Origin of the sequence: Paenibacillus sp. Y5S-9 (assembly GCF_036894235.1) — a bacterium.
Classification (GTDB): domain Bacteria; phylum Bacillota; class Bacilli; order Paenibacillales; family Paenibacillaceae; genus Paenibacillus.
On sequence record NZ_CP145887.1, the window covers coordinates 2696293 to 2708777 of the forward strand.

A 12485-nucleotide genomic window follows, 5' to 3' on the forward strand; every position below is an offset into this window, starting at 1 on the left:
TGAAATTGATGTAGTATAAAAAATACAAGTCGGAGGAACATTATGTCATTTAAAGATGCATTTATTACTTTTCCTAAGCTTGAAACTGAAAGATTTATATTGAGAGAATTACGTTCTGAGGATGCGAAGGAATATTACAGTTATTTCTCGGATTATGAAGTAACAAAATATTGGGGATATTCAGGGTCCAAAAATATTGAGACCGCTGCAAAGACAATTACAAGATTTGAAAACGCATTCGCTAGAAAAGAAATGATAACTTGGGGAATCGCCACCAAAGATGATGATAAAATTATTGGAACATGTATATTGAACGATTTCGTTAGAGCATCCATGGCTAATGTATCCTACAACCTGTCCAGAGAGTATTGGAGTAAAGGAATAATGACTGAAGTGCTCAGAACCATTATTCCGTATGCATTTAATGTACTTGATATGAATCGGATACAAGCTAAAGTAATGCCTGAAAATAATGCATCTGTACAACTTTTATTAAAGGTGGGATTTGTGCAAGAGGGGCTGCTTCGGGATTTTATATTTGGTGAGACACTTACAGATACTTTGATATTCTCGATTCTAAAGAAAGATTTTATTGAAAGTTCCCCAGGGTGAATTCAATGGTGCCATCAACATCAGCTAGCAAAGTGTTCGAACATCGGGCATCCGCCCTCGGTCCCAAAAGTAGATTCGGAGAAATGGTCTGGGACACATTCTTTAAATAATCATTGTGGGTTAATTCGGACTAATCAGCGACAGCCCAGCGAGGTTAAATCCGTCGGACCCGGTGCGATATATCTTACGCCTCTCAGGTTCGTAGATACAGGAATGTTATCGGAAATATTCGTAAATTTTTATTTTTTGGGAGGGCATCTCAAGGATGAGTGAAAAAACAATAATTATTGAAGATTACAACAATGAATGGCCTGAAATGTTTTCTAATCTAAAATCCATCATAGAACATAGACTCGGGGATCTAGTACTTAGAATTGAGCACGTTGGTAGTACCGCAGTACCGGGACTAGTGGCAAAACCTATTTTAGATATTGATGTAGTAATTGATTCTATGGACTTGCTTCCAGATGTAATTCAAGGATTAGAAAGTTTAGGTTACTATCATGAAGGGAATTTGGGTGTTGAGAACAGAGAAGCTTTTGCAAGAAAAGATGAAAATGTTCCTTATAGTATAGTAAAAGTACAGAAACCTGAACATCATTTATATGTTTGTAATAAAGAGAGCAAAGAGTTATTAAGACATATATCCTTCAGAGATGCATTAATTAGCAGTCCCGAATTTGTAGTCGAATATGCCAATCTAAAGAAAGAACTTGCTATTAAATATAGAGAAAATCGTCAGTCTTATACGGATGGGAAGACCGAATTTGTAAATAAAGTACTTAATGAATATGGAAAGAACTTGTAGGTTGCTCAATGGGACTAAAACATCCGATAGCAAATTAACCATGCTGCAGGGGCTAATGCCCCTTGGTCAGTTAGAGATATTTCGCGGAACTCGTATCAGACAGACAACTCCTACGATGCTAGGTCTTCGACCCAGTCGCTGGTGCTCTTTAACCTCTCGGGTTTGTGAATAAAACAACGTTATCGAAAATCTCACAAAGGATATGAAAACGTGAATACTAAAGATTTTAGAAAGGTAATTAGGGTGTATTTTGCTCCAAAACTACATGAGGTTGGGTTTATGGGAACCGATCATCATTTTGTTAAGACAACTGATAATCACTTTATTTACACTCTGGTGATTCAGGCAGATAAATCCGGTGGATCTTGTGTTATGGAGATGGGGGTACATCTAGATTTTCTCCCGAATTCTATTGGTGAATTTAAGTCTTCGAATGAAATCACGACCTATGATTGTGAATTCAGAAAACGTCTTGATAAAAAAGCAAATTGGTTTAAGAGATTTTTTACAGTGGAGCGTGAAAGATGGTTTCAATACGGAGAAACAGACGAGGATGCAATAGTTACTATAGATGAAATGACACAGTTATTTTTGGATCAAGGAATGAGTTATTTTTCGCAATTTAATGATCCTAGGATGATTACATCAATTTCATTGGCCGAGATAATAGCTAGATCTAAGAAGATTAAAGATTTTGGAGCTCCACTTGATTCAAGGTTGGTTTTGTTAATTGCACGAACGCATAAATTTCTAGGTAGTGATAGGGACGCGAAAGATTATGCTCAATGGGGATTAAATAATATTGGGGAAGCAAAAGGACTTATTAAGGACTTTGAGGCCATAGGTCTAGGGAGTTTCTAACATCATATCCGTGTTTCGGCGCCTAAAGGCTCCTCGGTCTGCCGAAGGGAAATAGCAGGGAAGTGTATCCAGCGGACACATTCGTACCGATTAACCGCATCGCGGTCGCTCCAATTGGTCGCGTGCATACAGTAACGTTATCTGCAATTACTGGGAATACATTCAGAACAATATAAAAGCTATTGTGAAAGGAACTTTAAAGAAGTGAACCCATTCCCCAAAGACTATGAATTAGTCGAATTATTCGAGTCAGAACCTAAAATTTTTGATGAAGAAGTGCCATGGTATTATAATAATTTGTTCTTTTCACTGAAAAGGAATGATGTTACTCTAGTATGTTTGCTTCAGCCAGCTTATGGAACTTTATCGTTACATCTTAAGGTGAATAATAGCTCTATTTATGATCTTAGTTTTGAAAATGTGGTTGGAATGGAAATAGAAAAATCTAATACAAAGGAAATATTAAAGATTATACTAAATGATGAAGACACTATAAAAACCTTATTATTAGAAACCAAGCCCAATATCTACTTGATGTCTACAACGGATAAGAACTTTAGAATGTAACTCGATGATGTCAACAACAGCAGGAAATATTGTTTTCACCCATCGGACCTATGCGTTCCTTGGGTCGCCAGAAGGTAAGGAACCAGGAAGCGGTGTCAGGTGATCAACCTTGCACTGGCTAAGTGGCGAAGCAACTCGGTCTGCCGACCTTAAGGCGTTGAGGCGTCGTGAATGCACGAACGTTATGCGAAAGGCCAGAAGAACGTACAAACCATGAGAATCAAAGGATGAAAGAAATGAGTAAGAAGACATATCTTGTGAAAATAGCTTATCTAATTGACTTAACTGACGAAGAATATAAAGAAATCGATGGAGACTTGACTCCTGTACTAGAAAATGAAATTACAATAAGGAGGGATTTGAAATTACATTGGGAGAGCAGTTCCTCTGTATATCTCGATCCAGAAGCAATGAATTGCGGAAGGTGCGCAAAATGTAATTCATGGGCAACTGATAGAGAAAAACCAAATCATATTGATGAACTCAATAACGGAGCTGTTGTTGAAGGGCAATTACTTTGTGATGAATGTTTGCCAGAGGAGCATAGATGGGCCTTCTAAAAATGGATAATGGTTAGTAATTCGCAGAAGTCTGATCCATCTCACTCTTCGAGTCATTCGAAGCTCGGTCCGGCCAAAGTAAGATGAGGATTCGGAGAAGTATTTGGTAGCTGCAGGGAAGTAGAATTAGCCGTACACATCCGCACCGACTAAGCGCATCACGCCCAGCGACTTCGTCTCTATAAGTTGGTGGGACGTTGTGAATACAAGAACTTTATCAAAAAACCCTGTTAAGAACTGTGTTAAAGAACAGAATCAAATACAAAAAAATTTCAGACTTGCGTCATCGTAATTCAAAGACAGTTTATACAGAGGAGTGGGATTCATGATTAAAAAATCGGAGGAATTTTTAAAGATGATGTTAAATTTCTTCCCTTCCACTAGTACTGATTATAAAAAATCAATTGAGAATCACGGTATGGTATTAGAAACTGTCATAATTGAGGGAATATTCATGCCGGAGATTATTAAGTTATTAAGCGAGAATAGAAATAACAAGCTTCTAGAAAGTATTTTTGATTATTTTGAAGAAGTATCTAATTGCAAACATGATTACTTAATTAATAGCATTTTTTCAGTTACAGTATTGGAAGTATTGGGTAACGACGAAAAGATCCTTCGGGCTGCACAAGAGTATATGGGACCTAAAACCATGCAACTTCAATTAGAGGCTGATAGAGGATTAGGTAGGATTAGATAGAAGCTGATCAACGTGGTGGGACATCGTGGATATAAGAAAGGTTACCCAATACTCCCAATTCAAACAACAAGCATAGGAGGAATATTATGACAATCATTTTCAAAGAAGTAAAAGACATTGATACACAAGCAATTCAAGAACTGTTTCACTCGGTTGACTGGAAATCAGGAGATTTCCCAGAAGATCTTAGACAAGCAATAAACAACTCGCATACGGTTATTACTGCATGGGATGATACCAAATTAGTTGGCTTAATAAATGCATTGTCTGACGGCGTGATGACAGTATATTTTCATTACATGTTAGTACACAAAGAATATCAATCATTAGGAATTGGAAAGAGAATGATGGAACAAATGCTTAGTCGATATTCTAATATCAAAACAAAAGTGCTTATATCCTATGATAGTGCAGAAAAATTCTATGGATTATTTGGATTTAAACCAGAAGAAGGAACTAAAGCCATGTTTATTTCAGATATGGTATAGCATTGAAGTAAAGATTCCGATCAGACGAGAATTGATTATAGATGGAGTTGTTTTTGAGAAGGTCGCTATATAAAACTTCAATTCGGATATGAAGGGATACCAGATGATAAGTTATAAACCATTTCAAAAATTATTGATTGACAGGGAGATGAAAAAGCAGGATTTATTGAAAATGACGGGGATTTCATCGGCAACAATGGCAAAACTTAATACGAATGAGTATGTATCTTTAGAAGTAATTGATAAATTATGTACGGCATTGGGATGTCAGCCTGGAGATCTATTGGAGCACATAGCAGATCAATGATGGGATGATAACATCTGCTGGTTACTCAAAGTTGAGATTCCGTCGTATAACATAATATTCAAGCAGCGGCTCCTAATGGAGTCTTGGTCTGCTGGATGGATTTCGAAGTTGATATTATGGTAGACACCTCCGAGTTTGTTGAACTGCATAAAAACAGGAAGGTGATTAGAAATCACTGCAATAAATTAAAGAGGAGAAACTAATTATGTCTAGACCTTTAAGAATTCATATTATAGGTTCAACTGGTAGCGGAAAAACATATCTTGGTCAAGTTTTATCAGAGAAGTTAAATATTAAATTCTACGAACTAGATACAGTCATGTGGAGCAGTAGAGTGGAGTTTTCAGGAAAAAATCCTCCAGACGTGAGAGATAAATTACTACATAAAATAATTGATAATGATAGTTGGATTGTAGAGGGAGTATATTATAAATGGCTTTCTGATAGCTTTTCAAGAGCAGATGTAATTTATTACCTAGATACTAATGTGTTGATTCGACATTTTAGAATTATCATGAGATTTGTTAAACAAAGAATAGGCTCCGAAAGATCTATATACAAGCAAACATTAAGAGGACTAATTGAAATGCTTATCTGGAATCATAAATTTAATAGTACAAATCGGAAAGAGATCTGTAGTTTCTTGTCCCCTTATAAAGACAAAGTGATAATCTTAAAAACCAACAGGCAAATGATTAGTTTGCTCAATGAAGGCAGTGAAATACCATAACTCAGCATTCACACACCCAGCATACGCTGGGTCTTATATACAGAAAAGTATGTGAAATCGACGAAATTATTTAACGAGGGTGAAGAATGAAGATAATAAGAGATCGGGAAGAACTTGAAGGAACTGGTTATATTGAAGTTTTACCCGGGAAGTACCTTGGGCATTGTTGGAATGAAAACTCAATTTACTTTGATGAAGAAGTATTCGGCTGTATAGAGAAAACAATAGAAAGTATATTTTCTGGATATGATCATTATACGTTCAATGAAATACATCGAAAAACGTGGGAGGTAATCCTTGAGGATTTGAAAACGTTCGCTAATCTCCTTGATGAAAAAGTAACAATGGAATTAATAAATGAAAATGTGTATTTCTTCTTTGGCAGTTCTAAAGATGAGTTTCAACAAGATTTTCTCAATAGTGTTCAGAGACTTCGTGAATTAATTATAGAGTTTGTTGTATGGATTAAAGAGCAATTAACAACTCAAGATTATGTTTCAGTTCTAGGGATTTAGCTATAGCTATTCGAGGAAGAGTGGTTATTTAAACCAACATAGGAGGAATTAGAATGAAATTTATCGTTTCTGCAAGTGTAATCGTTCTCAATGAACATAATGAGATTTTACTCATGAAAGGTCGAAGAGGTTGGGAAATGCCTCAAGGTTGTGTTGAAGAAGGAGAGACTATTAGGCAGGCAGCAGTTCGAGAAGTGAAAGAGGAAACTGGGATTGACATTGAATTAATTAAATTTTGTGGATTGTATCAGAACATAACGCGAGGCGTATGCAACAATATATTTACTGGAAAACCGATTGGTGGATCTTTGACTACCAGTGATGAAAGTGAAGAAGTGGGCTACTTTACTTTAGAAGAAGCTGGGCAAATGATAACATGGGGAAATTTCTATGACAGAATTCATAATGCATTAGATGAGAAAAGCCATCCTTTTTTGATTGAATTTTCAGAATAAGGTCACTCATTATGATAGACCCCACCTTAAAGTCGTTCCTATCTTAGTTGGTGATGTTTTAGACAAACACCATTCGACCCAAGATAGGGACGCTTTTTTTTGCTTTTACACTTCGCAAATGGAACATTGTGGGTTATATTGGATATGATTTGGTTCTATAGTAGAGAAATGGAGAGGTGGTCAACCTTGGATGAAAATATACGCTTTCCGATAGGACACTTTGAGCCAAATCTTAAATTCTCTAATGAGAACCGAATCCAGATGATTGATCAAATTCACGGAATTACGAAGACTTTAAGAGAGCTTACACAACATCTCAGTGACGATCAACTTTGTACTCCTTATCGTAATGGCGGTTGGACAATCACAGAAATTGTGCACCACCTGGCGGACAATGACATGAACGCTTATATCAAATTTAAGAGAGCGTTGACTGAAGATGAACCGATGGCAAGCTCATATCGAGAAGATTTATGGGCATCATTACATGATTAAAGGAATACGACCATCGAAGATTCAATTTTGCTGATGGAGATACTGCACAAGCGATTTCTCACGTTGCTGCATGGTTTACATCCCGATCAGTTTAGACGAACACTCCGAAAAGAATTGTTAGGTGCAATTACACTGGATATCGCGATTCAAAGATTTGTATGGCACGGGCAGCATCATATTGCTCAAATTAAATTTTGTATAACATCGCAGAGGTGGTAGGGTTTATACACATCTCAAGTGTGGAGTTTAACAATGGGGAATTGTGAGTTGAATTTCTGAGGAGCCTTGGTCTGTTGCTATCATTTACCGGTGATATGTATGTAAACGAATTCAGAACTAGATTAGGGGGATGCGGATGTTGATTGAAGACGAAAAAGTATACCCTGACTGTTCAGTTGAAATAAGAACGGTAGACGTTGGCGGTTTAACAAAAACACAGCTTATACAGAAACTGTACCAACACTCTATTTTATTGAATAAATATGGAGAACAGTTGTTAAATGATGAGAGATTTGTAGTTTCCGGTACAAAGCAAAGCTTGCAAACGGTTGAGTTGACCGTCAGACAACTTGGATTTTCAAATGGTGCTACGACTTTTCAGCTCTTTCGAAGAGCAAATGATCTTAGGTTGGAATGTTGTCCGGTTGAGTTAGGACCTTATCTAAGAATGCAATATTTGGATCAGCCTGAGATATGTTCTACCAATATTTCAGAGGGTAAGAAAGCTCCGTCCGGCTCCATTACGATAGCATCTGAAGCCCTTACGGAGGATAATGAATTTCCAAAAGGTTTTTATCTCAGACGAATAAACGATAAGTTATGGTTACGAGGATATCTTGCCGACCATTTGCATATTTGGAGTGCTCATGATCGCTTTATCTTCTGTAGGGCTCAGTTTTCTATTGTATGAAGATCAGAAAGGTATTTTTGAAAACAAAGGAGTGAAGATCAATGGATATCAAAAACAAAAGCGGAGATGTGCTTGGAAAAATTCAAATTGAATCCTTACGCGATAATGCGATTGACCGAATCGTTATTAACTTAAAGCCTGGTGACGGGAAGGCGATTTACACCGCAGATGTTATAGAAAATCAATTCACGCAACAGACCAATTATGCACCCATTCCATGGGAGGACGGTTTGGAACGATTGCATCGGCATTACTCTCCATGGCAGCCGAAATTTCCGATTGATTCTGATATAGATGCCATTCATGTATTTTATGGATTTGATAATTTAACTCCGCAAGAAATCGATGAAATGATTGAAGAAAGTAACAGGTCAGGCAGAAATGTAGTGATACGAGACCTGAAGCCCAATAAGAAGGTTGTGGGCATCAGCATTACGTATAAAGAATACGGTGGTTATAAACTTAATATTTTCGGGACAACAAAGAGCCGGATCGCATTGCCTGATCATGGTGGTACTACGGTTAAGGAAACAGCCATACGTGGCGTCCAAGCATTTTATATTTTCGATAATGAAACTTCCCAATTGATATGGATCGAAGAGGATGTGCATGGGAAGGCGCTGCAATACGAGATCATTGGCAGAAACATGTCAGAAGATCTTGTGATGAAGATTGCGAAGTCAATGAACGGATAAATTTTATATTATAACTGTTCTAAAAGGAGTTTCTATGAATCGGACGATAATGATTAGCGATATTCATGGCTGTATTGATCCATTTAATCAGTTATTGCATGATATCAATTACATTCCCAAAAATGATGAACTAATTCTGCTTGGAGACTACGTAGATCGAGGTCCCAACAGCAAAGAGGTCGTTAATAAGGTGATTAAATTAGTGAATGAACATCGTGCGATTGCATTAAGAGGTAATCACGACCAACGGTTAGTTGATTTTGTGAATGAGGGAAGTTCTATAATTAAAGCGAAGTTTATTGAACACGGCGGTATTCAAACACTTCAGAGTTATTGTAATATTGACGGCGAAATTTCTGATGAAATGTTGGACCAAGCAAGAGAGAGAATAAAAATGGATTACGGTCATCATATTGATTTTTTGAGTACATTACCTCTGTTCCACGAGGATAAAACTCATATTTACGTTCATGCCGGATTAAACCCTGATTACATAGAATGGTGGAAACAACCAGATCATGATTTTATGTATATCAAAGATAAATTTATTCATCATACGTTCACCAATCTACAAAAAAAGATCGTCTTTGGACATACAACTACGATAGACATTCATGGATCTGCGGATGTTTGGTTTGGTGAAGATAAAATAGGAATTGATGGTGGATGTGCCTATGGAATGCAACTGAATGGCTTGATTTACCAAAATGGTTCTTACGTAACTTTTGATTCAAAGTTTAATCTGAGTGAGGTGCAACGATGAGTTACAAAACTATTCTCATAGACCAATTAAATGCCTGTTATCATGACAAGAGCTGGTTTATACCGCTTCATGATATTTTGACAGACCTCAATGCGGCGGAGGCCGCTTATGTAAAGAATGAGGGGGAGCATTCCATTTGGGCGATTGTCAATCATCTTATTTTCTGGAATGAGAAGTGGCTTGAGAGATATATTGCCGAACAGGTCGACGGGCAGCATTCAGTGAATAATGAGGATACATTCGACATAGATCTGTCTAACTTGAATGATGTGGAGTGGGGCAAGACATTACATAGACTAAAAACCGTCTTTGGTGATTGGAACAGGGCACTTGAAGATAGCGAAGAACATAAATTGACCCGTGAAATCCCTTCCTATTTCAACGCGCCATGGTGGGGAGTTGTATCAAATCTATGTATTCATAATGCCTATCATATTGGCCAGATCATGCTGCTCAAAAAATCAATGAAACACACGTAGTACATGCTGTATTACATTTATAAAATTACACTTAAGCAAAGGAAGATGAACATCATGGAAAAAGGCAAAATTATATTTTTGAACGGTGTAACCAGCTCTGGTAAAACTTCAATTGTAGAGGCGATGCAATCATACGATGATCCGTTTTTCTATGTTGTGGCTAATGATTTATTTGAAAATACGATTGGTGATAAACATCTTCAGACGGATTACTGGAAGTATCTGAGTGAAGCGATTGTAATGATGTATCATACGGCAAAAGTATTTTCAGACCATGGAAAGCATGTTCTGATCGATGGCATTCTTGTGGAAAGACCAGAGCTCGTGCCGCATTATGAACAAGTCAAACAGATTTTTGAAGGGTATCCACTGGATATCGTTGAGTTATATTGCCCCCTCGACATCTGCCGTCAGAGGAACATTGAACGTGGGGATAGAAGAGAAGAGCAATCGGATGAGCAGCATCAAATCATGGCTTCCGACATTCAGTATAGTTTCTCGGTGGATACGAGTGTACATACACCTGAAGAATGTGCCGAGATGATTATTGGAGCACTGCTCTAAACACAATGCTATGGGAGTTGGTGACCATTCGTTCCGCATACTGGAGGTATTTTCTATATGTTGTTGAGCATAAATTGAACGTGCTGATCGAATGTTGGCAAGAAGGTCTGTATGTGCAAGGTCTAATTCATGATATATCCAAGTTCTTTCCGCAAGAATTTATTCCCTATGCAATTCATTTTTATTCAGAACAAAAGAATGAAGAAACCCATCTAAGATGGAAGAACGCATGGTTACATCACCAGAATCATAATAAACATCATTGGGAGTATTGGATTGTAAACAGAACTACAAAAGAAGCTTTGCCTATGCCAAAAAAATATTTTATAGAAATGGTATGTGATTGGAGGTCTTTTTCAAGAAAATGGGGACGTAAAGTGAAAGATTCTAATCTGGTAGAACGAATGATAAACTCGGAAGATGTTATTCTGCATCCAATGACGAGAGAAGCGCTTATGCAGTACTTATTAGAGAGGTGAATAATGATGACCCAAAATGATATGCGGTTTTTGGAATTGGCCATAGGAGAGCGGGCTGCCGTAAAACGAAAAATGCTGAAAGAATGGAATGTTAGACTGGGAATTATCAATACAGCATGGGATGAAAAGTTCATATGATAACAGCTGGAATTACAAAAAGTACGCTCATTAATGATTTAAGAGGCTTAGGTGTTAAGAAGGGCATGACGATAATCGTTCATTCCTCCTTCAAAGCAATAGGTAAGGTTATAGGTGGCCCGGTAAGTGTTATTTTAGCTCTGGAAGAAGCCGTTGCAACCAATGGAACCATTGTCATGCCCACTCAAACAGAACATCTTTGTGAACCTTCAGAGCATGACGCGAACCTGTCCTCAGAGGAAATTGAGTTCATCAAAGACAATATGCCTATTTATTATCCTGATTTAACCCCAACCTCGTATATGGGCATCATTCCTGAGGTGTTTCGGAAGCAAGATGGTGTGTTTCGAAGCTCACATCCGCACATGTCTTTTGCTGCCTGGGGGAAAGAGGCCAAACGGATAATAGAAGATCACAACTTGCATTATGCATTAAATGAGAAATCTCCGTTAGGAAAAATCTATGATTTGAGTGGATACATTCTGTTACTTGGTGCGCCTACAAATAGTAACACCTCCTTGCACCTGGCCGAATATAAACAGCAGAATTCATTTGTTAAGCCAAAAGTTTGGGGAGTAAAAATGCTGTTGGATGGACTTGAGAAATGGACTACATACGATGATATTAACAATGAATCGGATGATTTTGAATTGATTTTTAATGAGTTTAAGATCCAGACTAACGCTGTTACCGAAGGAATGGTAGGGGAAGCTGTGAGTTATCTGATACCCCAAAGAGAGATGGTTGATTATTCTTTGGGATGGATGAATAGGAACAGAAGAGAACATATAGAGCAGTGAATCATCTCAAAAAGAAAGAAGGGGAAATGTAATCATGACCAAAGAGATTGAACATTTGCTTCAAACTTTTGAAGAATGGGCTTGGTTTGTCAAGACGATGAATCATCTTGAAGAGAAGACCTGGAATTCCAGCATGGAAGAAGGGAAATGGACGATAAAATCCACCGTCAGTCATATCATGTTATGGGACCGATATTTTTACAAGGAAGCGATTGAGAAGATTGCTCTGAAGCAGCCAATTACGTTGAAACATATGAATTTTGAAGAGTTTAATCGCAAAGCTATTGAATTTGGTAACCGCACAGAGACGTCCGAAATCGTAAACAAGGCTATCACGTACCGCCATAAAATTATGAATGACATTCGAGGGTTATCGGAGGAACAGCTTCATCAGACGTATTTGGACGCAGAGAGGAACGTATTTTATATTCCCCAATACCTTAAAGATTTTATATGGCATGACCAGCATCATATGGAACCGTTGAAGAAATATCTTGCCAACCTTGAAGCGTAAAGGGGTTAGTAGGCAGGGGGCGACACGGAATAGAGCATGTTGCTT

The 12485-nt window shown here is 37.6% G+C and carries 19 protein-coding genes and 1 pseudogene; all 20 read left to right on the forward strand.

The features are described 5' to 3' along the window. Window positions 1-42: 42 nt before the first annotated feature. The 20 genes and pseudogenes from V6669_RS12130 (at window position 43) to V6669_RS12225 (ending at window position 12440) form a co-directional block, all read left to right on the forward strand. Complete coding sequence (locus V6669_RS12130; protein WP_338593959.1) at window positions 43-612, forward strand: GNAT family protein; 570 nt, start codon at window positions 43-45, stop codon at window positions 610-612. Between the two features lie 265 nt (window positions 613-877). Further along, entirely contained in the window at window positions 878-1420 is a 543-nt protein-coding gene (locus V6669_RS12135) for a GrpB family protein (RefSeq protein WP_338593961.1), read from the forward strand. 210 nt (window positions 1421-1630) lie between these two features. After that, a complete protein-coding gene (locus V6669_RS12140; protein ID WP_338593963.1) occupies window positions 1631-2281 on the forward strand; it encodes a DUF4304 domain-containing protein in 651 nt (216 codons plus the stop codon). 204 nt (window positions 2282-2485) lie between these two features. After that, the gene (locus tag V6669_RS12145) at window positions 2486-2848 is read left to right on the forward strand and encodes a hypothetical protein (RefSeq protein ID WP_338593965.1); all 363 of its coding nucleotides are present in this window, start codon (window positions 2486-2488) and stop codon (window positions 2846-2848) included. Between the two features lie 236 nt (window positions 2849-3084). After that, the gene (locus tag V6669_RS12150; RefSeq protein WP_338593966.1) at window positions 3085-3408 is read left to right on the forward strand and encodes a hypothetical protein; all 324 of its coding nucleotides are present in this window, start codon (window positions 3085-3087) and stop codon (window positions 3406-3408) included. A 325-nt stretch (window positions 3409-3733) separates the two neighbouring features. After that, a complete protein-coding gene (locus V6669_RS12155) occupies window positions 3734-4108 on the forward strand; it encodes a resolvase (RefSeq protein WP_338593967.1) in 375 nt (124 codons plus the stop codon). Window positions 4109-4194: 86 nt separating this feature from the next. Continuing rightward, window positions 4195-4596: a GNAT family N-acetyltransferase gene (locus V6669_RS12160; RefSeq protein ID WP_338593969.1), complete on the forward strand. Its 402-nt coding sequence runs from the start codon at window positions 4195-4197 to the stop codon at window positions 4594-4596. Window positions 4597-4699: 103 nt separating this feature from the next. Beyond that, the gene (locus V6669_RS12165; RefSeq protein ID WP_315936224.1) at window positions 4700-4903 is read left to right on the forward strand and encodes a helix-turn-helix transcriptional regulator; all 204 of its coding nucleotides are present in this window, start codon (window positions 4700-4702) and stop codon (window positions 4901-4903) included. A gap of 205 nt (window positions 4904-5108) precedes the next feature. Beyond that, on the forward strand, window positions 5109-5633 hold the full coding sequence (locus V6669_RS12170; RefSeq protein WP_338593971.1) for a DNA topology modulation protein FlaR: 525 nt from the start codon (window positions 5109-5111) through the stop codon (window positions 5631-5633). An 86-nt stretch (window positions 5634-5719) separates the two neighbouring features. Further along, on the forward strand, window positions 5720-6148 hold the full coding sequence (locus V6669_RS12175) for a hypothetical protein (RefSeq protein WP_338593973.1): 429 nt from the start codon (window positions 5720-5722) through the stop codon (window positions 6146-6148). A 53-nt stretch (window positions 6149-6201) separates the two neighbouring features. After that, on the forward strand, window positions 6202-6603 hold the full coding sequence (locus V6669_RS12180) for an NUDIX hydrolase (RefSeq protein WP_338593975.1): 402 nt from the start codon (window positions 6202-6204) through the stop codon (window positions 6601-6603). A 261-nt stretch (window positions 6604-6864) separates the two neighbouring features. Further along, window positions 6865-7317, forward strand: a pseudogene (locus tag V6669_RS12185) (DinB family protein). 136 nt (window positions 7318-7453) lie between these two features. Further along, entirely contained in the window at window positions 7454-8008 is a 555-nt protein-coding gene (locus tag V6669_RS12190) for a helicase (RefSeq protein ID WP_338593976.1), read from the forward strand. Between the two features lie 41 nt (window positions 8009-8049). Further along, entirely contained in the window at window positions 8050-8703 is a 654-nt protein-coding gene (locus tag V6669_RS12195; RefSeq protein WP_338593978.1) for a DUF4367 domain-containing protein, read from the forward strand. A gap of 34 nt (window positions 8704-8737) precedes the next feature. After that, window positions 8738-9466 (forward strand): metallophosphoesterase family protein, encoded by a 729-nt coding sequence (locus V6669_RS12200; RefSeq protein ID WP_338593980.1) that lies wholly within the window; start codon window positions 8738-8740, stop codon window positions 9464-9466. After that, a complete protein-coding gene (locus V6669_RS12205) occupies window positions 9463-9945 on the forward strand; it encodes a DinB family protein (RefSeq protein WP_338593982.1) in 483 nt (160 codons plus the stop codon). The genes V6669_RS12200 and V6669_RS12205 overlap by 4 nt, the downstream gene beginning before the upstream one ends. 54 nt (window positions 9946-9999) lie before the next feature. Then, window positions 10000-10509 (forward strand): AAA family ATPase, encoded by a 510-nt coding sequence (locus tag V6669_RS12210; RefSeq protein ID WP_338593983.1) that lies wholly within the window; start codon window positions 10000-10002, stop codon window positions 10507-10509. Between the two features lie 5 nt (window positions 10510-10514). Next, window positions 10515-10988 carry a DUF5662 family protein gene (locus V6669_RS12215; RefSeq protein WP_338594915.1) on the forward strand — a complete coding sequence of 158 codons (474 nt, stop codon included), beginning with the start codon at window positions 10515-10517 and terminating at the stop codon, window positions 10986-10988. Between the two features lie 134 nt (window positions 10989-11122). After that, window positions 11123-11926 carry an AAC(3) family N-acetyltransferase gene (locus V6669_RS12220; protein WP_338593985.1) on the forward strand — a complete coding sequence of 268 codons (804 nt, stop codon included), beginning with the start codon at window positions 11123-11125 and terminating at the stop codon, window positions 11924-11926. Window positions 11927-11960: 34 nt separating this feature from the next. Next, window positions 11961-12440: a DinB family protein gene (locus tag V6669_RS12225; protein WP_338593987.1), complete on the forward strand. Its 480-nt coding sequence runs from the start codon at window positions 11961-11963 to the stop codon at window positions 12438-12440. Window positions 12441-12485: the final 45 nt, after the last annotated feature.